The following is a 23,149-nucleotide window of genomic DNA, read 5'->3' as shown; positions in this document are numbered from 1 at the left end:
GACTGCGACCGTGAGCTTGCAGCCGCCCGAGCCTGCTGCTATGACCCGCGCTTCGGCGAAGCCTCAGGCTCGTCAGATCCCGGCTTTGGGGGATCGTCTAATGGTAGGACTGCAGACTCTGACTCTGCCTGTCTAGGTTCGAATCCTAGTCCCCCAGCCAACAACATCAATGACTTAACGAGCCATCTCCCTCTCGCCAATCGCCGTTATGTCTCGTAGGTGTCTTACCAGCAGCGCGCCTAAAAGTTTTCATACGCTCCTCTAGGGTTCCCCACTTCGCTAGCTCTGGCGCACCGTTGGCAGGAGAGTCGAGCGTTGCCTGAAGACAGTTTTGAGAGCACATGGGGATAAACTGATGGGGCGGCGGCAAGTTCTTGCTACACTGCGCGTAATGCCAGATCCGCAATTCGGAGCCGCGACAAGCCCCGACGTGTCGCGACAGGTCGCGACAAGCCCCGACCAATATGTGCTGTCGATCGAGCAAGCGCAGCAGAGCTACGACCACGCAGGGTACCCTCGCACGCTGCGCAGCATCCAGCGGTACTGCAAGAACGGCGAGCTCGATTGCTTGCGCCAGGAAACGCCGTTTGGCGTTCAGTACAAAATCACCCCCGAGTCCGTCGCACGGCACATCGCGCAGATTGCCGAGTTGGCGAGCGCGACAGGTCGCGACGGGTCGCGCCTTGGCGCGACAAGTCCCGACTTGTCGCGACAGGACGCGACAAGCAACGACAGCCACCCTCCCATAGAAGACGCGGGTCACAACGGCGACGACGAGCCGCGACAGGTCGCGACCTGTCGCGACCTGTCGCCAGATCTGGCGCGCGATCATGCAATCGTTGTCGAGCAGCTTGAAAGGCGCCTCGAGGAGAAGGATGAGCGCATCAAGGAGAAGGATCAAATGATCGGGCTCCTCACGGGCCAGATGGCCGTCAAAGACGAGCAGATCAGCACCATGGCCGAACGCGCCAAGGAAACGAACGTCCTGATCCAAGGTCTTCAAAAGATCATGCAGCAGCTCCAGCTCGGAGCCCCGCGCAACGACAATTCCGCTGAACAGCATCAGCAGTAGGGAAGCAGACATGGCCCGACTGTTGATAACCGTCTGGCGCCAGTTAGCCGCGCTATAATGCAAGTACGTCCTATGGCGTTCAATCGTATCAACCTGAGATCACAGGCAGAGAGTGTTGAAGAGCGACGCCACGCTGCGCAACAGAAGCGCAAGCGCCTGCAGACGGAAGAGGCACGCTATACGCTCATCCTACACTCAGCCCGCAAGAAGCTCGGTATCTCCATTCATGAGTATTGCCTGGCCGACAGCGTCCATAAGCTTTCGAGCACGCATAGCCCGGTGCCGGGCTGGTGCTTCGCTTCCAAAGAGCAGCTCGGCCAGAGCCTCGGCTTCTCCCGTCAGTCCATTCACGCGATGATCAAGCGCCTGCGTGACGTGGACCTCATCGAACTTCAACCCGAAACCGGCTACCTCCGGTCGACGCAGAAATGGCGCGACACTGTTGAGGTCACGAAGGCCATGGTTTTCGGAGATTGAACGCGTGACCGATGTCGCGACGGGATCTATGGTCGCTCTCATGCGACTTGCTTTCAGCTTGATCCTTATCAAAGCGACGGCGTCACGCAGCACTAGCCTGCCACTGAGTTGAGATCCAAGGTGAGCGGTGGTTGCCGCAATAAGCAGTTATCGCGAGTTCCCTTACGCGAGGTCTGCGATGAATGTCCGCGAAAAACGACGGGCCATAGCGGCCTTCGATTGCTCCCGAAAAGGGGAACGACGTCGCGTCACCCGCTGCATCATGCTGGTCGGCGTCGTAGCAGTGATGGGGATAACCGATGCATCGTCAGCCGAAAACCAGGTGAGCCCCACGGGTCGGCTCCTCGCGTCAAATTGTTCCCAGTGTCACGGTACGAACAAGGCGGCAGCCGGTTTTGACGCATTGGTGGGTAAGCCCGCGAATAAGCTCATGCGAAAGCTCGAGAAGTACCAGTCGGGAGCGGAGGGCGAGGGCATCATGACTCGGCACGCGTTAGGCTACACCGACCAGCAGCTGCGCGATATTGCGCAGTGGCTGTCCGGCCAACGCTGAGGTGCCACCATGGATCGCCGCACCTTTCTTCAAACTACATCAGCAGCACTTGCGCTGCTGCCCCAACCCGCGTGGGCGCTTCCACCAGCCAAACCCAAGGCCCGAGTGATCGTGATCGGCGGCGGCATGGGCGGCGCGGCCGTAGCCAAGTACCTACGTCTGTGGGGAGACACGGTGGCAGTGACTCTCATCGAGCGCCAGGCGAAATACGTCTCGAGCATCCTGAGCAGTCTCGTTCTCACCGGCCAGCGATCGCTACCCAGCTTGACCTTCGGATACGATGCCCTGCGCAACCGCTACGGCGTGGATGTCGTGATCGACGAAGCCGTTGAGGTCGACCCCATCCGCACGACAGTCCGCCTCGCCTCGGGCGGCCAGCTCAGCGCAGACCGTGTCGTCATGGCGCCAGGCATCAGTTTTGATCCAGTGCCCGGGCTCAACGAGGAAGGCCGGATCGTCCATGCTTGGCAAGCCGGGCCGCAAACAGCCACGCTTGCAAAGCAACTCACCGAAATGCCGGCCAATGGTGTGGTCGTGCTGACCATACCAAAACCGCCTTATCGATGTCCCCCAGGCCCCTATGAGCGCGCCTGCCTGATTGCAGATTGGCTCAAGACAATGAAGCCCAATGCCAAGCTGATCGTGCTCGACGCCAATCCGGACATCATCGTCGAAAAGGAGAATTTCTCTCGGGCCTTCGGAGACCTGTATGCCAAGACCATCGAATATCGCAGCGGTATCGAGATTACTTCAGCCGACCCCCGACAAATGGCCCTATCGACAAATAGCGGCAGCGTCCGTGGGGACGTCATCAATCTCATCCCCAGACAACGCGCGGCAACGCTTGTCGCAGCCACGGGTCTCGTAAGTGGTGGCGATGGCCGTTTCGCACCCGTCGACGTGCTAAGCTACGCGAGTACTGTCGCGCCGACCGTGCACGTCATCGGCGACTCGATCGCGACAGCGCAGCCCAAAGCCGGTCACATTGCCAACCAGGAAGCAAAAGTCTGCGCCGACGCCCTGCTGCGCATTTTCTCAGGCCAGCACCCAGACCCCTCACCGGTGACCAATTCGGCTTGCTACTCAACGATCACGCAGACGGAAGCAGCTTGGCTCACGGCGGTGTTTCAGTATGACAGCGGCTCAAAATCCATGGTCCCAGCCGCCAAATCCTTTGCTGCTTCCAACGGCTGGACGGCAGATAATTTCAAAGACATGGGAAAATGGTTTGACGCTCTCATGGCCGATACCTTTTTCTAACGCTGGCAATTAGAAGCCGTCTCGGCCTCGGCTCCAGCCCTCAAAGAAAAGGAACGCGTGCAATGCTCCAAACCATTTCCAAAGGATTAGTCGCTGCTATTACCGCCACCTTGCTTTCGAGCACGGCCTTCGCACAAACCGGCCCTGTCGCGACGGCCTGCAAAGATGACATACCGAAGTATTGCGCAGGAAAAAAACACGGCCAAGGCGAGGTTCGCGCGTGCCTCGAGGCAAACAAGGACAAGGTCTCTGCGGCCTGCAAGAAAGCCCTCGATACGACAGGCCCTGGTAGGGGACAGGGGTAACGAAATTAGACGCGTCTTAAAGGCGGTGCTGAAATCGCGATCCACTGGTGTCAAGATTCCTTACACCTCGTCGCGAACCTTTACACCTTGTCAAAACTCCTTACACACCGTCGCGTGTCCTGACACTTACGTGAATTTGCGCGACACCCTGCGTAAAGAAACGCGACGCAGCGCGTAAAGCAACACGACACTATAATAGTATTTATATCCATATCTATATTTACAGACTTAAAAATAGGGACGCTTAAAGCAAAATACAAAACCAAATGCATCAAGGAAGAAATTAAGGGCGGCCGCGCCAGTGGCCTCGATCGCTTCGCTTGCCAGCCAGGGAAGCGCGATCAGTCAGACGATCTTGCTTCGTGCATCTCAACTACTCACACACCTGGTTCCCAAAATCAAAACCCCGCACGAGGCGGCGGTTTCTCGCTAGCGCTGTGTGCGATCAGCGTATCGGCGCAAACCAAATCGTCAATCGAGTAGCGGCAGTCATATAGATATGTAGCAGCGCCAGCTCGAACTTGAGCCACTGCACACATGGTGCACCCCCGCACGCAAAAGTTCTCAAAATTTTTCGTGCTACCATCAAGTATGCTTCAGAGCTTGACAAAACCGACTTTGCATGTCGCAAAACAGATATTCTGCGACACGGGTTTTGCTGCTCTCTCGCATGCTCCCCCCACTCGCGACATACCGCATGCACGCCGACAGCTCACGTGCTATAGTTCAACAATGGCAAAGACGATTTCAAAGGGCGGAAAGAGCGTGGGCAAGTGGGTCAAACGTGATTCCCGCACCGGCCAATTCATACTCGGTCGTCAGGCCTTTGGCAGCATCAGCTCAGTTGAAGGGATCAAGCTTTCGCGCAGCATGAGCGAAGACCTCACGCGCACCGAAAGCATGACGGCCAGCCGCCGCCGCACAGAACTCGCAGCTAAGTACGGCAAGAAATAAGCACCGGGCATGTACGAGGCCGAACGCGACCCGTATTGCTATCCCGGCACGGACGTCCTCAAGAACAAGGCTGGCCTGACATCGGCGGGCGCGCTTGAGCGCTTCGAAACAGCCATGACATTCGCGCGCTCGGAAGAACCGCTTCCGCATGGCCGCTTATCCGCAAGCCACTATCGCGCCATCCACCATCACCTTTTCCAGGACGTTTACACCTGGGCCGGAAAATACCGCACGATCCGCATAGCCAAGGGCGAGAGCCTATTTTGCTATCCGGAGAACATCGCTAGCGAGGTAGCCCGCCTGTTTGCCTGGCTCAAAAGACACCGCTACCTGCAGCGCCTTGAAGCGCGCGCGTTTGCGAAAGGCGCCGCGCATTTTCTCGCGGAGCTCAATGCCATTCATCCATTCCGCGAGGGCAACGGCAGAACGCAGCTCACCTTCCTCACGTTATTGGCCCACCAGGCCGGACACCCACTCGATCTCGACAAACTCGATCCGGACGCTGTGCTCCAAGCGATGATCGCGAGCTTCGGCGGCAATGAGAACGTCCTTGCCGACATCATCGCCGAGCTCGCAGCGTAGGTACGTGAACATCCCACTTCCATTGGCCGGCTTCCTTCCCTATCGGACACGTCGCGATACGCGGTATCGAACGCGTCCGATAGCGCAGGCGCCCCTACACGCACCCCTACACGCGTTTGTAGGGCGAAGGAGAGGGCTCGCGACGCGAAAGGCACGCCAGTTCAACGCATTCCCCCCACCCCCTTTGTCGGGCTGCCGCCCGACCTCGTGCCGCCATTCCGTCGAGTGTGTGCAAGCTTGCGCAGCACCACACTAACGACGGAACTGGCGGCACTCGCCCGCGTTTGGTGTGCTCTTCGGTGTTGGCCAAACAGAGCGCTCACTTTCGCGCCGGTGGAGCGCCGATCGCGGGCTCGGCTGGCGGCACGAGGTCGGCCGGGCAGCGCCGGGCGCCCCCTCGCCTGCGGGGCATCGGACGCGCGGTGCGTCGCGTTAGTCCAGTGGGGCTAACGAACACACGAAATGCCGCGCGTCCGATGCTCCTCGTCTCGCCCTTCGGGCTCCGCTTCGCTCCGGGGGCTCCGACAAACCCGCCGACGAAACATGGTCGCTGCCATCGCGCTCGCTGTTTCTGGGGCGGGCTGCGCTCGCGTCCTGCGGGCTCGCTTGGGGGGTGGGGGGAAATGCGCAACGCTCTCGCGCAGCATCGCATCATAAAAGCGCTGCGGCGATGCTACGGATGTCGATAGCAACCATCCTAGCGCGGCCGGCGCAGCGTCAAGGGCGAGCTTGGTAGCGACCTAGAACGCTACTCTTTTCGAGAAGACCCTTGACCCCCGCGCCTCACGGCCGCGCTTTCCTACTGCTATCCGATCCGTATGCGGCCGCCAGCGGCCACGCCAAGGCGCAACCCTTGTCCACCGCAGTTGCCGAACGTCGCACGCTCTCTTGTACACTGAAGGCTAGGCCACCAGTGTGTGGCTCAATCGAACCTCGAGGACCGCGCCGCGCTGGTCCGCGATGCCTTAGTCGCGATGGGTTGAGAAAACCTGGCACCCAGGTTTCGTCAGCCAGTGCCCGGAGTGTGCGTCCGGGCTTTCGACCTCGGGGCTCGGCTTGATCCATACTTCCTACCAAACGCGGCCCATCGTCGTCGCCTACCATCGCGGCGAGCCTGTGCTGCTCGAGTCTGCTGCGCGGCTGCGTCATCTCTACATCGTCGGACAAACAGGAACGGGTAAGAGTTCGCTCGTCGCCAACATGATCGCGCAAGACGCCGCCGCCGGCCACGGCCTCGCGCTCATCGATCCGCACGGCTCACTCGCGACTGATGTCCTGTCCCTCATACCTACCGCGCAGGACTGTTCGCATCGCGTCGTCTACTTCAAACCGACGGACATCGAACATCCGATCGGCCTTAACGTGCTTGATCGCATCCCGCGCGATGCGCAGGCAAATGTCGCCGGCAACATCGTCGCCGCATTCCTGCACATCTTCGGCGAGGAAGCCGTTGCCGATCGCTCGCAGGAGATCCTGCGCAACGCGCTCCGGGCACTCATGGAAGCCCCGTTCCCTTCCCTGCTGCGCATCCCCCGGCTTCTGACCGACGACGCCTACCGCGAGAAAGTCGTCGCGCGCATCACCGATCCGGTCGTCGCGCATTATTGGAACGTCCGCTTCGTTGCCGGCGACCGCGCTTATCGTCACCAAGCGACGGCTCCAATTCTGAACAAGCTCGATCACTTCCTGAGCAATCCGCTCTTGCGCAACATTCTCGGGCAGTCGACAAGCTCCTTCAGCGTGCGCCGCCTTATGGATGAGGGCGGTATTCTCATCGCCGATCTCTCCGGCCTCGACGAGATTAGCACCTACATGCTCGGCGCTCTTCTCACGTCGATCATCGCGCAGGCGGCGCTCTCCCGTTCCGTCATTCCCGAGTACGACCGCCGCCCCTTCTACCTTTATGCCGATGAGTTTCCCGCTTACGCCGGCGCCAGTTTCAAGATCATCCTGAGCGAAGCCCGCAAATATGCACTGGGCGCAATTCTCTCGCACCAGCTCCTCGCGCAGCTCGATGAGGTCGACCGCTCGCTGCGCGCGACGATCTTCGGCAATGTCGGCTCTTTCGTTTCATTCCGCGTCGGCATTCAGGATGCCGAAACGATTGCTGGCCACTTGGCGCTCGAGTCCCAGATCGAATACACCGGCAGCGGCATGCACGAAACGACGCCATCGCAACAGCTTATCCAGCTCGCCAACTTCACCGCCTGCGGCCGCTTCCTTCAAGGCGATAGCCTCTCCCCGCCTCTTCTCCTCGATATGCTGCCGCCGCCAAAGCCGATCAATCATCGGCCCCATCGCATCGTCGCGCTCAGCCGCTCCAGATTCGCGCGGGGCCGCGCGAAGATCGATGCCGGGATACGGAGATTTCTGACTGACCATCCCCGGGGGGCGATCTCATGAAGGCTCGCTTTACTCACGACCCGCCAGCGATATCCTGCCTGCGTTTCAGGTATTCGTCGCGATCAATCTCGCCGCGCGCATAGCGCTCATCGAGAATGTCGCGTGCCGTTGGCACCGGCCTATGGGTATCGGTACCGCCAAGCCATCGACCGAGACCGATAACGATGGTGACCAATACTGCCAGCCACACGATCATCCAAATTGGACCAAGCCACATGCCACCAGGCCACGTGCTCCAGTCATGCATCATGTGCCATTGCCCGTCCGGCGTAGGCGGTGGACTCACTTGTGCCAGCGCTACTTTTGAACCGCCCGAGTAGGTAACCAAGCCCACAATATAATTAGTCAGCTTCAGCATTTTGCAGCCATTGTCGGAATTAAAAAATAGACGCCACCCGTCCTTCGCTCCTTGAGCGGGATCAATAACAAGAAAAACCTCGCCGACGTCGGAGAGGTTTTTGCTCGCCGTTTAGTATTCGTCGGCAAGCATGATCGTGAGCACGCGTGTCGTGACGGCCGGGTCGGCCGGATTTTCCGAACCGGATTCGAGCGTCTTGTCGTAATAGTCAATCTTCCAAAACACCTTCCGGCCTCGGTGCTCGCAGCTGCCAAAGTCGTGCTCGCCGTACGGGTCATTCGCGTCATCAAAGGCGTCGAATTCCCGTATCTTCGCATTGAGCATCACGAACCCGAACGGCGATGTCGACATTAGCTCGGTCACGCCATTCGTCATGACAACCTGCCCAAGTTCAGGCCGATCCCCTTTCCGGAACGCATCATTAAGCGCACGGATAGCGCTAACGTTATCCGCGCCTGGAACTGCGCTTGTCATGGATTCCTCCTGCGCTACCGAACCCCGACCATTCGGAGTCCGGAGTGCGCGGAGGACTGTCCCCACTATACACCCCTCTTTTCGTCGCCACCCATTGCGATAGCCGATCCTCGCGCGGGCGCCGCGCGGTCAAGGGCGCGCCGTAGGCGCGGCCGCACAGCGGCTAGAACCCTTGACGGCCGCGGACTTAGCCCGCGCAACGCTCGACAGCTATCCAAATGAGGGGCGTTCGCTCCCGGCGCCAGCGATCGAAGCCGCAGGCCGAAACCACGACTCGGATCGCTTCACCCCGCTGATCGTCAAGGCCGTGCAGGAACTAAAGGCGGCTAACGACAACCTCGAGGCGATGGTCGCCTCGTCCGCTGGGTGCGGAAGATTATTGCATCGGGGTTGAGAAATCGTTCGGGAGGACGGCGGCCGGCGATCGGCCGTCACTTGGTGAAAAGCCCTGAGATGCCGACGTGAACAGGAACTGAAGTGACGCCTTGGAGCGGATAGTCGATTTCGGCAGAGGCGTGAAGACCAGCGCAACCGACCGCGCATCCGCTTCCCGGCAAAATTCCAACGCCGCCTCGTCGGCGTCGAACTCGATCATTGCCGTGTCGATCTTTTTCGACCTGAGAAGCCGCAGGGCGGGTTCGAACGCATGGAAGACGTGGATTGTAGCTCCCTTCTCGAGAAGAGACCTGCACAAACGCCACCCGCAGGACATGGACCTGTCGACAATGAGAATCGATGGCGCATGATCATGCGAAATCATGGGGGTATACCTCCCTCAAAAGGCGATCAGGCGCGGACCCGGTTTGCGCACCTGGTTGCGGTTTGAACTGAAATCCCATCTGCCTGCTGGTGGAGTGGCGATAGAACAAATCCGATCGCAACGGATTTCAATTTAAATTTCCGCAACATGTACGGATTGCGGGCCCCTAAACAGGATTGTGATCAATGCCGGAAGTACTGAGGAATTTCTTTGCCATTGGGGCCTAACCTCGCCGATCCTGGTGCCATGGGCGGGCCGCATGCAGTCATTTCAAGATAACCTCACGGATCTCGCGTCGATCATCCCGACGATGGTGTTCCTCGCCGTCCTGGGCTTTCTCCTGCTCGGGCCGCTGCGCAAGATCGTTTTCGGAAGACCGCCCTGGCGGCGCTGGCCCCCGTCAGCAGCCAGCGACGTTGCTGACCCCAGGAACCAGCTCGAGTTCGTCTCGCGGGTTCGTTTCGAGACCCAGCCTCTCTTGAACAAGGGCGAGTTCCAGGTGCTGCTCATTCTCGAGAAGGTGGCGCGGGAGGTAAACGACGGTTTCCGCGTGATGGCGCAAACGAGCCTCGGCGAAATCTTGCGCCCGGTGCGGGGAACGTGGGGAAACGGAAACGACGACCTCGCCTACCGTTCCATCAACAGCAAACGCGCCGATTTCGTCATCGTGGACCGGTTCGGCATTGCGGCCCTTGTTGTCGAATACCAAGGCCATGGTCATTACCAGGGCAACGCCGCCCTGCGCGATGCGGTGAAGCGCGAGGCCCTTACCAACGCGGGCGTTACCCTGCTCGAGGTTCCCGCGCGCTACAACAGGGACGGCGTGGCGGGCGAAGTCAAAAGAGTCCTGCTTCAGCACGGCGGCCGTGGCGCCGAGGATCCATTGGCGCGCTTTACCGGGAAACGACCCTGACCTGCGTGCACCGCCACACGGCTGCGCGGAGATTCGGCGACGGCATAAGACCAGGCCTTTTGGTATACGATGTCGAGTGGCTGGTCCACGACGGCGGCCCCGCGTCTCCCCTTTCCTTACCAGCATCGCCGCGTCCGACCAAAGGCTACGCTACATCCACGACCCATGACCGTTAGCAGCAAGCGCAACGCGCTGGTCAAGGAAGCCCACGGCGACCGACTGCGCTCGCGGGTTCTGCCCGATGAGCAGGAGCCGATGACATCTGGGACCGTACACTTCGGAGCTGATGAACTTGCGCCCGATCTCAACGCGCATGAATAACAGACGCGATGGCGCGGAGATCCTTTACCCTCTCATCCTCTGACGAATAAATGATCGCTATTTAATGTTCACGATGAAGGGCTGACTTCTCGCGACGAGGAGTCCATCCTTGACGATGAAACATTCGATCGAATGTGTTCCGGCATACTCAGTGCCCTCTTTGCGGGTAAGCGTTCCGCGTTCGATGATGCCTTCTTCGAACTGCCCCCGCAGTCCATTTGCCCGGGTCGCATCTGCGCCGGTGTTCACGATCTGCCAGTACACTCTGTAGGGATGCTGCACGTCCGTCTGAGCGATGAACGTGAGAGAGCAATTCTTCGGAAGCGGACCGCCATCGCTGGTAAACTTCTTGGGCCTAAAACCCTTCTGTTCGACTCGGGCGTCGGCGATGGAGACCTTGTTGGCGAGCGCTTCCGGCCACGCCGGCTTCTCACGATGCGGGGCGTTGAATAACTGCTTCAGGCTTCGCGAGATCGTTACAAGCAGACCCGGCGTCGCGACACGCTTCCCTGCGGCGACGCGGACTGCCCTCTCGCCGAGTCCTCCCGATAGGACGGCTATGAGCTGTGCCCTGTCGGAGTACGATGCAGCCGTTCGGAAGTCGCTCTTTGCGCGCTCCAGCCACTCGTGGAAAGCAACCTCGCGATCCGGTTCGAGAATCCACCGGTCCGCGAAATTCTCGAGTGGGTCCGACGGGTTTGCGATCCACGTCGCCGCGCCCCGCCGCTCGATGTATTTATCCATATCCTGAAGAAGCCGGAAAAGCGCGGCCGCGACGGACGTCTCTTGCTGATAGGCGCGTGCACCGAGCGTGGTGAGTATGATCGAGATCGGCTTGCGATCGGCTTGGTCGAGTGCCCAGATGTCACGATGCCGTTTCAGGATCTGGATCGCCGCCTGAAGGGGCGTTTTGACCTTGTACTCAGGAATATCCTCAACTTTCGCGCGGGCGCGCTCAGCAAGCATTCGCCTCCGCTGATCAAACACGACTGCCATCCGCGACCGGAACCACGCAGCGTACCCTTTTGGATTACTCCGCAACCAGCGTGGAGAGATCACTCTGAACTCGGGATGGCGCTCGTCCGTGATAGCGAGCGCAGACCCGCCCCACGGATTGGTTAGCCCCCTCTGTTCGTAGAGAATTTGTGCCGTCGCAGCATCTGGAAGTGACGGCAAAACATCGAGATGGAATTGCGCCTCATCCGCGTACGGGAGCATCCAGCATCGATTACGGCGCTCCGGCTCCTCGTTCATGCTCTGAGCACGCGCATAAAGCCGCAGTTCCTCGCCCAACGAATCTTTCAGCTGTTGTTGCGTAACGCTGGCTTTCGAATGCTGGAGCTCGCAAACGGCGTCCACGTCATAATCATCCTCATCGGTAACGGGCTTCGTCGCGGTGCCGAGAGCGAAAGAGCCCTGAACGTAAGTTCGAGGTTTGAGTACGCGTAGCGCGGACTCTGGTCGCTCGAGCCAGGCGCCGACGGACTTGTAGGCACGCTCCGCCGCTTCATAACGGCTCGCCGGCACGTCGAGCTCTTCCGCCAGATCTTCCAGCAGATCATCGAGAATCTTGTATCGGAAAATCTGGGTCATGGCGCCTTCGGTGCTTGAATCTCGAGAGTGCTGATAAAGCGGTCTCGAGACCTGTTCTGATCGAAAATGCGCATCGGCAGGTCGGCCTTCGGCATCCAGACCCGGCCCAACTCGACGGCCAACGCAACGGGCATCGCCGGGAATACGTTGATCGTCGCTTTCTCGCCGTGGGCCACTTTGATGTCGTTAAAAATCCTGCGCATGTGCTGGCGAAAGGCGCGCAGCGTGGATGCCGTCTTCAGGCAATCGTTATGACCGTTCTCCGCCGATATCGACCAGATCGATACATCGCGCCCGAGCACGTCTGTGATCCGCTCATCCGTTATCGACGCGCTCACGCCGAGTTTGAGGGCGATCTCGCGGTGCTTCGACGCCGGCCGGGATAATTCGAACTGGACCTCGGCTCCGTCGGACGGCCATGCCCACGTGGCGGGCTCGCGGTGCCTTTGATACACATCCGCCGGCACGATATCGCAGAGCTGACGACCCAGCTCGATCAGGAGAGGCTGCGGTGCAAGCGCGAACACGGACACGTGACGGAGCTCGCCCTTCTCGATGCGCCCCCGCACCTTGCTATCGAATTGCCGACGCAGGTTCTCCTGCTGATATGACCAATACTCCGGCTCGTGGTCGGAGAATTGACAGCCGACAATCTCGAGATCTATCGCTTCAAGCGTCTCGGGATACCGACCGGGGAACACAGCGTTGTGCATACCCGAGAGATCCACCAGCGACTCATTAAGCCCGATCCGTGCTCCATAGCGCAGGACGCGAGTCGCCCTATCCTGGGTGATGGCAGATTGCACCTGGACGCGCCGCTCGTGAGCTTGCTTGATCGCAAGAAGGCGGCTCTCCGGATATTCTGCGGGCTTCTCCTCGTCGATCAGACGATGATGATCGTGGCACATCAGCATCAAATTATCGACATTGTCGACGAGCAGAGGCGAGCGGATAGAGTCACCTCGCGGACCGTCGGGCTTTTCGGCTACGATATGAGCGACGAGTCCTTTCACGAGCCGAGGACTCAGCGAGATGAGGTCACCGATCAGATCCCTGTTGCAGTAGTAACAGCGGCCCGCGCCTCGCGCCCATAGAATGAGACGTGTCTTGGTGGAAACCGACTTGTTCGGACCCTGCGCCATATCAGCTCTCTAGTGCCGGCAACGTTGCAACAACCACGCCCTGCACGCGGAAATCTCGACGCAAGACGATCGGCTTGTGCTTCTTGTTGTGCGACTTTGGCATCAGCACCACCGCGTCGTTAGATCGGCGAAGCTCCTTAATCGTGGCTTCGTCGTCGACGAGCGCGACGACGACTTGCCCGTTTTCCGCAGTCGGCTGCTGACGCACGAGCACTAGCGCCCCATCATCGATTCCGACCGCATCCATCGAATCCCCTGCTGCTCGCAGCAAAAAATACTTCTCACCGGCTCTCGCGATCCGCGTCGAAACAGGGATGATTGCTTCTGTATTCTCAACCGCGAGAAGCGGCGTGCCGCACGCAGCATTGCCGACAAGCGGCACGCCAACGGTGGAGTCGCGATCAGCCGCGTCCTCCGGCATTTTCAGCAATTGTAATGTCTTGTCGCTCTCGCGCCGCTTCACGTAGCCGCCGTCCGTAAGCCTCTCAACCACCATCACTGCCGAGCGGGCTGACGAAAAGCCGAGGGCAGCGGCCAGCTCCCGGAGCGACGGGGCTGATCCGGTATGCAGAATCTTATTCCGTATGATCGTCAGAGCCTTGCGGTCTGATGCACGTAGCGGGCCGGGATCGAATCTTTTGATCATCGTACGCAGTGTACACCAGTGTACACCGCGGACAAGGGCGGCTGGCGCATTTCCACAGCAGAACCAAGCAGGAAGTACCGGGGGCAGATCCTCGCGCTGCCGCCCAGCATCTCCACGATCCCTCGAATTACCAGTCCCTATTCGCGCGCATGGGCGCCACAAGTGAACCTATTTGCGTAGCCCCCCTTGAAAAGAATTGCATCGCTGATAGATAGTAATTGATTACTATCTTTTGGAGACGCTCATGATCTCGCGATCGGCCTACCTTTCCGCAGAGGAGCGACGTGAGGTGACGGTTGAGACCGTCATCGACTTGGCGGCGGAGCAAAATCCTACAGACATCACGACCGGAGCTATCGCCAAGCGGATGGGGGTGACCCAAGGCGCCTTATTCAGGCACTTCCCCTCCAAGGACGCCATTCTTCAAGCCGTCATGGAATGGGTTTCAGAGCGCTTGCTGATGCGCATAGACAAGGCGACCTCCGCTGCGGCCTCTCCGCTTGACGCGCTGGAGGCTGCGTTCACTGCGCATATCGAGTTCATCTCGGAGCATCCCGGCGTGCCTCGGATGCTGTTTGGAGAGCTGCAACGCGCTGAGCAGAGCGTAGCCAAGCGTATGGCTCGCGCTTTGATCCGGCGTTATGGCGAGCGCCTCGGACGGCTCGTCGCGGAGGGCAAGAAGCGTGGCGAGTTGGCTGCCACGCTGGATGACAAGGCGGCCGTCACACTCTTCATCGGTACAATCCAAGGCCTTGTCATGCAGTCCCTCATCGCCGGTGACATCAAGCGCCTCCGTGCCAGTGCGCCAGGAGCGTTCGCTCTGTATCGACGCGCCATCGAGGCGGCAAGATGACTCCTCTGCATTGCTCGGCCATCGCACCTCCAGTTCGATCCCTCGGCGCTACGTTCACAGCCGATGATGCCTATGTCGCGGATCATCCGAACATTCCACGCATGTTGCCCGGTGTGCTCGGCAGGACAAGCAGTTCAGCGCTCAAACTGATGATCGAGTCGTTTATCCAGCGGTACGCACAGCGTCTCTCCAGCGTAATCGAAGAGGCGCAGCAGTGCGGGGAAATACGAAACACAATCAACAAGAGGATGACGGCCCACCAGTTCATAGCCGCTATCCAACATCTGGTGTTTCGAGCGCTGATCGTCGGGGGATGTCGGCAGCATTCGCGGCGCGTCTCCGATGCCCTTGAATCATATCGTGCATGCATGGAGGTAAACCGGTGAAACTACCTTCATTGCAACGTCGTACATTGATGCTTGGAGGCGTTGGAGCCGTGACTGCCGCCTTGTTCGGCTACGTGGTGCTGCGCTCTGGACCACTGGCACCCGTCGCTGTCACAACCGCCGCTGTCGAGGCCCGCTCAATCTCACCCGCACTATTCGGCATCGGCACGGTCGAGGCCCGTTTCTCTTATAAGATCGGCCCCACCACCGCAGGCCGCATCGCCAAGATAAATGTCGATGTGGGCGATAGGGTGCGAGCCGGCCAGGTTCTGGCGGAAATGGACCCGGTGGACCTCGATACTCGCATCGTAGCGCTCGATGCGGCGATCGGTCGGGCCGAAGCATCCATAAAAACCGCCGAGGCGCAGGTGGCTGATGCGCTGGCGCGTAAGGATTACGCGCTTGCCCAGGCGAAACGTTTTGAAGAACTCTGGAAGACCCGCGCCGTCAGTGAAGTCGCGGTGGAAACCAAGCGGCAGGACAGCCAGGTAGCTGACGCTGTTCTCTCGGCCGCCCGGTCGAACCTCTCTGCCGCGCAACAGGATCTCCAACGCAATCGCGCCGACCGCGACGGCCTGATCAAGCAGCGGGAAAATCTGATTCTGTGTGCGCCGGTTGACGGGGTGATTGCAGCACGCAAGGCCGAACCGGGAACGACCATGGTCGCTGGCCAAGCGGTCATCGAGATGATCGATCCGAAGAATCTCTGGATCAATGCTCGGTTCGATCAAATTGCGGCAACGGGCCTGCGACAGGACCTGCCCGCCTCGATTGCATTGCGTTCACGCGCTGGCAAAAGCGCGTCGGGACGAGTGGCGCGCGTAGAAGTCCTCGCTGACGCGGTGACGGAAGAAAATCTGGCCAAGGTAGAGTTCGACGCGCTTCCTGAGCCGCTTCCTTCGATCGGAGAGTTGGCCGAAGTATCGGTCGCCCTGCCTGAGCTTGCCGCGTCGCCGACGATCCCGAACGCTGCGATCCAGAATGTTGGCGGCAAATTGGGCGTCTGGAAAATCGAAGACGGGAAAATCCGCTTTACGGTCGTCCAACTCGGCGCCGCAGACTTGGAAGGGTCCGTACAGGTCACAAAAGGCCTGAAGGTCGGTGACCAGATAGTTGTTCACAGCGCATCCAAATTGGCCAGTACGAGCCGCATTCGGGTAGCCAACAACTCTGCGGACCTACTCAAATGATTAGTCTTGCAGGGCGCGATATTCTGCATTCATGGGGTAAGTTCGTCTTCACGGGGGTCGGGCTTGGTCTGCTCATCGGGGTGACCTTCACCATGGCCGGCGTCTATCGGGGGATGGTCGATGACGGCAAGGTGCTGCTCGACAACAGCGGCGCCGATATGTGGGTCGTCCAGCAGAACACACTCGGCCCTTACGCGGAATCCTCAAGCATCAATGATGACATCTATCGCGGGATCCTCGCGATCCCCGGTGTCGAGCGGGTTGCTAACGTAACCTATCTGACAATGCAGGTTCAAAAAGGAAACTCGGACGTGCGGGCCATGGTAGTCGGCACTGCGCCTGGAGATATGGCGATACCGGGCCAGCCGCCATTTCTTGTCGCAGGGCGGCAGATCACGCGCAGTCACTATGAGGCGGTGGCCGATGTCGCTACGGGGTTTTCCCTTGGGGACACGATCGTTATCCGACGAAACCATTTTACCATCGTGGGCCTCACTCGGCGGACGGTTTCGTCGGGCGGCGATCCGATGGTTTTCATCCCGCTGAAGGATGCGCAGGATGCACAATTCCTCAAGGACAACGACTCCATTGTCCGTCAGCGTCGGCGCACCGGCGAAAATCCGGAGTTCAACCGGCCTTGGGTGCCTGGCTTGCTAGACGCGGTGATCACGTCGCAAAACAGCAACCCTTACGTGAACGCAGTCCTGATCCACGTCAAACCTGGCTATGACCCCGAGCGCATTGCAACTGACATAGCAAGGTGGAAGCGGCTGACGGTTTATACGCGACCCCAAATGGAAGAGATTCTGATCGGGAAACTCATAGCGACATCCGCCAAGCAGATCGGCATGTTCCTCGGCATCCTGGCAATCGTCAGCGCCGCCATCGTCGCCTTCATTATCTACACGCTCACGATGGATAAGATACGCGAGATTGCCGTGCTGAAACTGATCGGCACGCGCAATCGTACGATTGCGTCCATGATCCTGCAGCAGGCGGTTGTACTTGGGTTGATTGGCTTCATCGTCGGCAAGATCACGGCGACCTTCGCAGCACCTCTTTTCCCGAAATTCGTCCTTCTGCTTTCCATCGACACGATGATTGGGCTCATCGCCGTCACCGTCATATGCGCGCTTGCTAGCGTCGTCGCCATCCGTATAGCGCTCAAGATCGATCCCGCGGAGGCGATCGGTGGATGAGATGAGAACCGGCGGCATCCGCATCGAGAAACTCCGGAAGCGGTATGGGAGTGGTGACACCGCCGTCGATGCCTTGAAAGACATCAATATGCAGGTCACACCCGGCGAGGTAGTCGGCCTGATCGGCCCATCAGGATCAGGAAAGAGCACGTTGCTCAAGGCCTTGGGAGCGGTTATCGATCCGAGCGGCGGACGTATGATACTCGGCAACGAGGTGATCTATGACGACGATTGGAAAATTTCCGATCTTCGCGCGTTGCGGCGGGACAAGATCGGCTTCGTTTTTCAGGCGCCGTACCTCATCCCCTTTCTGGACGTCACCGACAATGTCGCTTTGCTACCGATGCTGGCCGGTGTTCCCAATAGCGAATCTCGCCAGCGTGCGCGTGAGCTCCTGACCGCTCTCGACGTCGAGCATCGCGCTGCCGCAATGCCATCGCAACTATCCGGCGGAGAACAGCAGCGGGTCGCGATTGCACGCGGACTGGTCAACCGGCCGCCGATTATTCTTGCCGACGAGCCGACCGCGCCGCTCGACAGCGTACGGGCGCTGACCGTGATCCGAATCCTCAACGAAATGGCCGCCAAGTTTGGAACGGCCATCATCGTCGTCACGCACGACGAGAAGATCATCCCGACCTTCAAGCGCATCTATCACATCAGGGACGGCGTAACTCATGAAGAAGTAGGAGAGGGATGCGGATTTGACTGACAGCACAACCGAACATGATCACCGCCATCCGCCTCCTGCGGCAACTGGAAATCGGAAATCCAGCGGAGCGCGACAACGTGCTTGCGAGCTACGCAATCCTGCAAGCAACGGGCCGGCGCCTTTCAGTAGAGCAGCCAAATACGAGCCCAAAGAACACTACAACGCGACCAAGGACAACTGATATGGCACGCGCTCATCTGAGCGGTAGTGCGCACCGGTTTCCTACACATTCTCAGCCTTAGGAGCAGACAATTGGAGAAGCTAGAAGGAAGTCATCGTGGAAGCGTGCGAGAAAGGCGATTCTTATTGCTGGTATCATTTCTCGCACTCATCATGGCAACATGCGCTTTGACTAATGTGAGCAGGGCGGAAGAGCCGTCCCCGGCCCACAAGATTACAGATGGGCGCCCATGGAAAATGACGACAGACGATGGTCAAGTCGGAACCCTCGTACTTTTCCAGAACGGCACCGGGAAAATGACGGGCGGAATCATCCAGCTATCCCCGAACTGGCGGCCGACCCCGGACGGGCTATGCATTAAACCTGGAGCACTGCTTCCCGAGCGATGCGTGAAATTGGTTCGATCCGAAAACGGGTATGTCGGCCTGAAAGACGGCAAACAAGCCTTCAAACTAGAACGGTAGTGCGCGCCTTTCGCAATGGATGTTGAGGAGAGGTCAAAGCTCCTTCGAGGCAAAAATTCTAACTGAGGCATTCCCGACAGATTTGGCCACGATCCAATGGGCTTATGATGGTCGTTTGACGCTTGCCGACCGGCTGCAACGGCAAAATAAGATGGAGAACTCATCCGCCTTCGTGTCCGTCAGCCTACCGGCGGCCACCACAGATGGGCGCGAGAAAGCGCAACAGTATGTCGATCGATTTATTGCGACCACAGGTTGGTTGCCGAGGAAGACCTTGCTGGTCGGCGGCGCTCTACACTGGTCGGGATGCGATTATTTCCAGCGGCAAGTCTTGCAACGCATTTTATTGAATGGCGGCATCACTCCGGGCGAGAATGTCAGGTTCACGGACTGGGTGGCTCTCGAAACATTCATCGACGATTTTCTCGAGAGTTGCGTTAGACCCGACGAGCCGTCATTGCGGCCTACTCCCCTACTCCATTAAGTGGCGTTCAATCCATCAGACCTCTTTGCATCTAGGTGTGAAGGTCTTGCGTCAGATATTCGCGAAGTCGAAATAGGTTGATGTCTGTGCTGAGTTCTGCGCGCGCCATTGCTCGGCTAAGTGCATTGCCGCCATGAACGAATGCGTTGTGAGCAGTGCTTTTCTGCTATATCACCGAACCGCCTCGCACCGAATGGCGCAAAAGAGCGGGCGCCAACGACTAACTAACTTGATAGTTCGCTCGCGCATCCGCGCTCGCAGGTCGTGTCCTTCTATCGTCGTCCTGCCATTGGTCCCCGAAGCCCACGCAGCTGTGCCTGCTCACGGCATTTTCGATGGTAGCCGACATGCGGCTCGCGCCGTCAAGGCACCCGCGGGGTGTCCTTTCGTTTTGGAGCACGAGGCTCGCGCGCGTCAGCCGCGTCCTCGTTGGGTTCCCCGCCTCATGACCGCGCGGCCGCCGTCGGCAATGCAACAGGTATGCCGTGGCGGGCAGCAGCCGCGGCCGGTCGAAATTATCAGCCCTGGACAACCAACCGACTTTCGCCAAGCGCATCGAGGCGCTCCGGCAGTGCGCCGTGTCGCTACGCGATGCCGCCGAGCTCGTCAGGAGCGAAGTCGAGCACATGGACGCGGCGCAAGAGCGCTTCGCGGCACGCGCGGCGAGCGCCGCCACGCGCAAGAAAAGCTAGCAGAAACGGCGGGGCTACCGCCCCGCCGTCCTTACCATTCATCACCATTCTACCATGTCCACGTTAGACACCGACCGCGACGCCTTGCAGGAAATGCAGGACGAGCACACGGCCCGCATCCGCGAACTCAACGACGCCTTCCGCACCAGAACCGGGCTCATCGCTCCCTGGATAGCGCTCGGCGAGCTTGTCATCACCCGCGGCGTCGCCGCCCACGGCAACGACTTTATCAATCGGGCGCTGGAAGAAGTACGCGCCTTCTCCGAGTTTACCGAGAGCAACGACCCTTGGGGCGAACACGATTTCGGCGTCTTCGCGCTCGACGGCGTCACCCTCAATTGGAAAGTCGATTGCTACGACGAAGAGCGCGAGACGGCCTCTCCCGACGCGAGCGACCCCGCCCAAACCCGCCGCGTCTTAACCGTCATGCTCGCCGAAGAATACTAGGCGTATGGGTCTTGACATGTACCTCTGCAAAAACTCCTACGTGAAAAATTGGAGCTTCATGACGGAGAAGGAACGGCATCGCGTTGCCGTCGAGCAGGGCGGCACGCACCGCGCCGACATCAAGCCGGAGCGCATCACCTCCATCGTTGAGGAGGTGGCCTACTGGCGCAAGGCCAACGCCATTCACCGCTGGTTCGTCGCCCACGTCCAGGATGGCGTGGACGACGGCAAGCACTATCCCGTGAGCCGCGGCGACCTCGACGAGCTTCTGCGCACGTGCAAGGAAGTCCTGGCGCACTCAACACTTGTCCCCGGCCAGGTGACGAACGGCTACACCTACGAGAACGGCGCCGAGAAACCCATCGTCGAAAACGGCCGCGTGATTGCAGACGCGACGACGGCCAAGAGGCTGCTGCCGACGCAAGCGGGCTTCTTCTTCGGCAGCACCGACTATGACGAGTATTACTTCGACGACGTTGCGGACACCGTGCGCCAGCTCGAAGCCGTGCTCGCCGAGCCGGACGAAGCCGTGATTGACTTCGAGTATCGCGCCAGCTGGTAGCAGCCGCGCTCGCAAGCGGAAGACCGAAACCGGTGAGGGCTGACATCCCGACCGGCACTCTCCCGCCCCCGGCTGCCAGGGGGCGGGGGGAGGGGCTGCCCACCATCCCCCTCCATCCGCCCAGAATACGAGCCAAAAGTCGCGGCTGAGGGGCGCGCCTTGCGTTGTACAACGATTGCAGTACAATACCGGCAATGCTCCGGAGTTCAGCCATGCCCAAGGATGCCACCATCAATGCCCGCGTCGACCGGCGGCTCAAAGTTCGCGCCGAGCGCGTGCTGGCGCAAGTCGGCGTCAGCACCAGCGAAGCGGTGACGATGCTGTTGCACCAGATCGTCCTGCGCAACGGCATGCCCTTTGAGGTGCGCGTGCCGAATGCCGAAACGCGCGCGGCCTTGGATGAACTCGCCGCCGGTGGTGGCGAGCGATTTGATAAGCCGACCCACGAAGTCTTTGAACGAATCAGCCGCCCGCGCCAAAAACGCCGGGCATGAAAGCCCTCCGCATCTCGACGGCCTGCAAAAAAGATTTGAAACGTGCCCGCCGTCGCGCCTACGACCTAGCCTTGCTCGCCGACGTCGTTGATACACTTCGGCGCGGCGAAGCATTGCCGGCCGCGCGCCGCGACCATGAACTCAAGGGTGCGTGGCGCGGTGCTCGGGAGTGCCACATTCAACCCGACTGGTTGCTCATCTATCAGGCAAGCGACACGGAAATCGCGCTCGTCAGAACCGGCACGCACGCCGATCTATTTGAACGCTGAGGCAGTGGTGCGATGGTGGCCCAACCACCGACAATTGTCAGCGAACCAAGGTCAAAGGCGATTGGACTGATCCGACGAAACCCATGATCGCCACTTAAAGCGCTCTCTGAACCTGCGTTTCGGCGCAACCGGCGGCCGTGCATCAATCTCGTGTGCGATATCGATGGTGAGCGAAGCTGTCGGCTGTCCGAGCTCTTGCAGAAACTCTTCGACCGGGCGGTTCGTTTTGCGCCCGTTGCACCAACGGCAGCACGTGACGAGATTGTTGTAGGCATGCTTCCCGCCCTTGGAACGCGGGCGCACGTGATCGACGGTCAGGACGTGCAAGTGCGGATACGGAAAATGCAGCGTCATGTCGAAACCGCAATAGCGGCAGCGATAGTGGTCGCGCGCGAAAACGCGCTTTTTCATCGCCCGACGGACACTCACGCGCTCGGCCTCTGTCACCAGCGAGGTGTGGTGGTGGAGAGCTCTGGCCGGGTACCGTGGCGCGGCCGTCTTCGTCGCACCGTTGCACCCTTGGTGCGTGTGGAATTGGGACAGCCAGACCCGATGCCCGTAAAGAAATTCGACAATCCATGACGCTGACACTGCATGGGCCGGCCTCCGCTGCTTCCCGCCAACAAGTGCAGTCTGTGCCTGAGGCAACTCTATGACGGAGGTACCGCGCGATGATATTTTTCGTCGCGCTGTCGCATCTCGGCCCCACTCACCGCAGCTCGTCTTGCGAACGAGGCGCTCGGCCTCGGAGGCGAGTCTAGCTCTCACGTCGTGCGGCGGAGTTCTTTCTCTCTGGCTTGCACAGGCGGCGGGTTCGGTAACGTCAACTGTCCCGAAAAGGGCCATTTATGAGAGAGTTCATTCTATCACCGCCCCCGCTATCGTCTTATCCAACAAACAAAGCAACGCACGGCAGTCGAATAATGTGCTAAAATAATCGATAATGGCGCCGGGTGATTATTTCATCGAGGCGGTCGGGGCCATCGGGTTTTGCGTTTTTTTGTTTCTGGTCCTCACTGCTTTGAACTATAGACGCGACAACCAATATTGGTTGCTGGCTAACAAATATGGACTTCGATTTGAACGACCCGATTTGCCAAGAGAGAACAAAAAAAATACCGAATATTCGATTAGGAGGCTAACAGGAACGTATCAGGGCAATGCAGTAATAATAGAAGATATCGCGAAGCAGTCCTTTGGAGTTTCCTGGCTTCCGGCGCCTCCAGGCAATGCTCCAATTTTCCCTCCACCAGTGTTCAGCATAGTCATGACGGGGCTTTTTATAACCGTCAATACTCATATTTCAATCAATGGGGTAGCGGTGCTTGCATACCCAAGTAAAACTGTCAATTACTTGCTCCCGATTAGAGAAATAGAACGTATGCTCAGTTCTGACTGACGAC

Annotated in this window: 29 protein-coding genes and 1 tRNA gene; 22 read left to right on the top strand and 8 right to left on the bottom strand. The window is 59.3% G+C overall.

The genetic code is table 11. The annotated features are described in order from the left end of the window. Window positions 1–86: 86 nt before the first annotated feature. The 9 genes from HYPDE_RS04210 to HYPDE_RS04170 all read left to right on the top strand — a co-directional run bounded on the left by HYPDE_RS04210 (window position 87) and on the right by HYPDE_RS04170 (window position 7,606). Window positions 87–160, top strand: a tRNA-Gln gene (locus HYPDE_RS04210). A gap of 195 nt (window positions 161–355) precedes the next feature. Beyond that, window positions 356–1,072: a hypothetical protein gene (locus HYPDE_RS04205; RefSeq protein ID WP_144061192.1), complete on the top strand. Its 717-nt coding sequence runs from the start codon at window positions 356–358 to the stop codon at window positions 1,070–1,072. 72 nt (window positions 1,073–1,144) lie between these two features. Beyond that, on the top strand, window positions 1,145–1,549 hold the full coding sequence (locus HYPDE_RS04200; protein WP_015597127.1) for a hypothetical protein: 405 nt from the start codon (window positions 1,145–1,147) through the stop codon (window positions 1,547–1,549). A 178-nt stretch (window positions 1,550–1,727) separates the two neighbouring features. Continuing rightward, window positions 1,728–2,102, top strand: coding sequence for a c-type cytochrome (locus HYPDE_RS18445; RefSeq protein ID WP_015597126.1), 375 nt, complete (start codon window positions 1,728–1,730; stop codon window positions 2,100–2,102). Window positions 2,103–2,111: 9 nt separating this feature from the next. After that, entirely contained in the window at window positions 2,112–3,362 is a 1,251-nt protein-coding gene (locus HYPDE_RS04190) for an FAD-dependent oxidoreductase (RefSeq protein WP_015597125.1), read from the top strand. A 62-nt stretch (window positions 3,363–3,424) separates the two neighbouring features. Next, window positions 3,425–3,667, top strand: a complete 243-nt coding sequence (locus HYPDE_RS04185; RefSeq protein ID WP_015597124.1) for a cysteine rich repeat-containing protein — start codon at window positions 3,425–3,427, stop codon at window positions 3,665–3,667. A 732-nt stretch (window positions 3,668–4,399) separates the two neighbouring features. Continuing rightward, on the top strand, window positions 4,400–4,621 hold the full coding sequence (locus HYPDE_RS04180; RefSeq protein WP_015597123.1) for a hypothetical protein: 222 nt from the start codon (window positions 4,400–4,402) through the stop codon (window positions 4,619–4,621). Between the two features lie 9 nt (window positions 4,622–4,630). Then, entirely contained in the window at window positions 4,631–5,203 is a 573-nt protein-coding gene (locus HYPDE_RS04175) for a Fic/DOC family protein (RefSeq protein WP_015597122.1), read from the top strand. Window positions 5,204–6,259: 1,056 nt separating this feature from the next. Beyond that, window positions 6,260–7,606: a type IV secretory system conjugative DNA transfer family protein gene (locus HYPDE_RS04170; RefSeq protein ID WP_015597119.1), complete on the top strand. Its 1,347-nt coding sequence runs from the start codon at window positions 6,260–6,262 to the stop codon at window positions 7,604–7,606. A gap of 13 nt (window positions 7,607–7,619) precedes the next feature. Here the strand turns inward: HYPDE_RS04170 and HYPDE_RS04165 are convergent, their stop codons facing one another. From HYPDE_RS04165 to HYPDE_RS04155, 3 genes are all read right to left on the bottom strand, one after another. Continuing rightward, complete coding sequence (locus HYPDE_RS04165) at window positions 7,620–7,964, bottom strand: SHOCT domain-containing protein (protein WP_244437773.1); 345 nt, start codon at window positions 7,962–7,964, stop codon at window positions 7,620–7,622. A gap of 111 nt (window positions 7,965–8,075) precedes the next feature. Further along, window positions 8,076–8,438 (bottom strand): DUF3768 domain-containing protein, encoded by a 363-nt coding sequence (locus tag HYPDE_RS04160; RefSeq protein WP_041319970.1) that lies wholly within the window; start codon window positions 8,436–8,438, stop codon window positions 8,076–8,078. A 376-nt stretch (window positions 8,439–8,814) separates the two neighbouring features. Beyond that, window positions 8,815–9,198: a hypothetical protein gene (locus tag HYPDE_RS04155; RefSeq protein ID WP_015597115.1), complete on the bottom strand. Its 384-nt coding sequence runs from the start codon at window positions 9,196–9,198 to the stop codon at window positions 8,815–8,817. 178 nt (window positions 9,199–9,376) lie between these two features. On the opposite strand from HYPDE_RS04155, the gene HYPDE_RS19065 reads away from it, so the two are divergent. Both HYPDE_RS19065 and HYPDE_RS19305 read left to right on the top strand, forming a co-directional pair. After that, window positions 9,377–10,111 carry a DUF2726 domain-containing protein gene (locus HYPDE_RS19065; protein ID WP_015597114.1) on the top strand — a complete coding sequence of 245 codons (735 nt, stop codon included), beginning with the start codon at window positions 9,377–9,379 and terminating at the stop codon, window positions 10,109–10,111. Window positions 10,112–10,276: 165 nt separating this feature from the next. Beyond that, the gene (locus tag HYPDE_RS19305; protein WP_187290864.1) at window positions 10,277–10,432 is read left to right on the top strand and encodes a hypothetical protein; all 156 of its coding nucleotides are present in this window, start codon (window positions 10,277–10,279) and stop codon (window positions 10,430–10,432) included. Between the two features lie 57 nt (window positions 10,433–10,489). On the opposite strand, the gene HYPDE_RS04145 is transcribed toward HYPDE_RS19305, so the two are convergent. From HYPDE_RS04145 to lexA, 3 genes are read right to left on the bottom strand one after another with little or no spacing between them, the layout of a single operon-like run. Further along, window positions 10,490–12,025: a nucleotidyltransferase gene (locus HYPDE_RS04145; protein WP_015597112.1), complete on the bottom strand. Its 1,536-nt coding sequence runs from the start codon at window positions 12,023–12,025 to the stop codon at window positions 10,490–10,492. Beyond that, entirely contained in the window at window positions 12,022–13,167 is a 1,146-nt protein-coding gene (locus HYPDE_RS04140; protein ID WP_015597111.1) for an SAVED domain-containing protein, read from the bottom strand. Before HYPDE_RS04140 ends, HYPDE_RS04145 begins: the two co-directional genes overlap by 4 nt. A 1-nt stretch (window position 13,168) precedes the next feature. Beyond that, window positions 13,169–13,813, bottom strand: a complete 645-nt coding sequence (gene lexA / locus HYPDE_RS04135; protein ID WP_015597110.1) for a transcriptional repressor LexA — start codon at window positions 13,811–13,813, stop codon at window positions 13,169–13,171. Between the two features lie 244 nt (window positions 13,814–14,057). Here lexA and HYPDE_RS04130 point away from each other — a divergent pair, with 244 nt between their 5' ends. After that, window positions 14,058–14,666: a TetR/AcrR family transcriptional regulator gene (locus HYPDE_RS04130; protein WP_015597109.1), complete on the top strand. Its 609-nt coding sequence runs from the start codon at window positions 14,058–14,060 to the stop codon at window positions 14,664–14,666. Between the two features lie 134 nt (window positions 14,667–14,800). Here the strand turns inward: HYPDE_RS04130 and HYPDE_RS19550 are convergent, their stop codons facing one another. Next, window positions 14,801–14,992: a hypothetical protein gene (locus tag HYPDE_RS19550; RefSeq protein WP_144061191.1), complete on the bottom strand. Its 192-nt coding sequence runs from the start codon at window positions 14,990–14,992 to the stop codon at window positions 14,801–14,803. Between the two features lie 122 nt (window positions 14,993–15,114). On the opposite strand from HYPDE_RS19550, the gene HYPDE_RS04120 reads away from it, so the two are divergent. The 9 genes from HYPDE_RS04120 (at window position 15,115) to HYPDE_RS04075 (ending at window position 21,746) form a co-directional block, all read left to right on the top strand. Continuing rightward, on the top strand, window positions 15,115–16,242 hold the full coding sequence (locus tag HYPDE_RS04120; RefSeq protein WP_244437772.1) for an efflux RND transporter periplasmic adaptor subunit: 1,128 nt from the start codon (window positions 15,115–15,117) through the stop codon (window positions 16,240–16,242). Next, window positions 16,239–17,441: an ABC transporter permease gene (locus HYPDE_RS04115; protein ID WP_015597106.1), complete on the top strand. Its 1,203-nt coding sequence runs from the start codon at window positions 16,239–16,241 to the stop codon at window positions 17,439–17,441. The genes HYPDE_RS04120 and HYPDE_RS04115 overlap by 4 nt, the downstream gene beginning before the upstream one ends. A gap of 1 nt (window position 17,442) precedes the next feature. Then, complete coding sequence (locus HYPDE_RS04110) at window positions 17,443–18,153, top strand: ABC transporter ATP-binding protein (protein WP_015597105.1); 711 nt, start codon at window positions 17,443–17,445, stop codon at window positions 18,151–18,153. 727 nt (window positions 18,154–18,880) lie between these two features. After that, window positions 18,881–19,282 carry a hypothetical protein gene (locus HYPDE_RS04100; RefSeq protein WP_144061190.1) on the top strand — a complete coding sequence of 134 codons (402 nt, stop codon included), beginning with the start codon at window positions 18,881–18,883 and terminating at the stop codon, window positions 19,280–19,282. A 485-nt stretch (window positions 19,283–19,767) separates the two neighbouring features. Beyond that, entirely contained in the window at window positions 19,768–19,974 is a 207-nt protein-coding gene (locus HYPDE_RS04095; RefSeq protein ID WP_041319965.1) for a hypothetical protein, read from the top strand. Window positions 19,975–20,028: 54 nt separating this feature from the next. Next, on the top strand, window positions 20,029–20,421 hold the full coding sequence (locus HYPDE_RS04090) for a DUF3768 domain-containing protein (protein WP_015597101.1): 393 nt from the start codon (window positions 20,029–20,031) through the stop codon (window positions 20,419–20,421). 16 nt (window positions 20,422–20,437) lie between these two features. Beyond that, the gene (locus HYPDE_RS04085) at window positions 20,438–20,983 is read left to right on the top strand and encodes a hypothetical protein (protein ID WP_144061189.1); all 546 of its coding nucleotides are present in this window, start codon (window positions 20,438–20,440) and stop codon (window positions 20,981–20,983) included. A gap of 212 nt (window positions 20,984–21,195) precedes the next feature. After that, window positions 21,196–21,477 carry a type II toxin-antitoxin system RelB/DinJ family antitoxin gene (locus tag HYPDE_RS04080; RefSeq protein WP_015597099.1) on the top strand — a complete coding sequence of 94 codons (282 nt, stop codon included), beginning with the start codon at window positions 21,196–21,198 and terminating at the stop codon, window positions 21,475–21,477. After that, the gene (locus HYPDE_RS04075) at window positions 21,474–21,746 is read left to right on the top strand and encodes a type II toxin-antitoxin system YafQ family toxin (RefSeq protein ID WP_015597098.1); all 273 of its coding nucleotides are present in this window, start codon (window positions 21,474–21,476) and stop codon (window positions 21,744–21,746) included. The genes HYPDE_RS04080 and HYPDE_RS04075 overlap by 4 nt, the downstream gene beginning before the upstream one ends. Window positions 21,747–21,797: 51 nt before the next feature. Here HYPDE_RS04075 and HYPDE_RS19055 read toward each other — a convergent pair whose 3' ends face one another. Continuing rightward, on the bottom strand, window positions 21,798–22,157 hold the full coding sequence (locus HYPDE_RS19055) for an HNH endonuclease (protein ID WP_144061188.1): 360 nt from the start codon (window positions 22,155–22,157) through the stop codon (window positions 21,798–21,800). A 532-nt stretch (window positions 22,158–22,689) separates the two neighbouring features. On the opposite strand from HYPDE_RS19055, the gene HYPDE_RS04065 reads away from it, so the two are divergent. Beyond that, a complete protein-coding gene (locus tag HYPDE_RS04065; RefSeq protein WP_015597096.1) occupies window positions 22,690–23,145 on the top strand; it encodes a hypothetical protein in 456 nt (151 codons plus the stop codon). The last annotated feature ends 4 nt before the right edge of the window (window positions 23,146–23,149 follow it).

This window comes from Hyphomicrobium denitrificans 1NES1 (assembly GCF_000230975.2).
GTDB classification, from domain to species: Bacteria; Pseudomonadota; Alphaproteobacteria; order Rhizobiales; family Hyphomicrobiaceae; genus Hyphomicrobium_B; species Hyphomicrobium_B denitrificans_A.
Note: the sequence above shows the minus strand (reverse complement) of the source record. Positions and strands in the feature narration are given on the sequence as shown.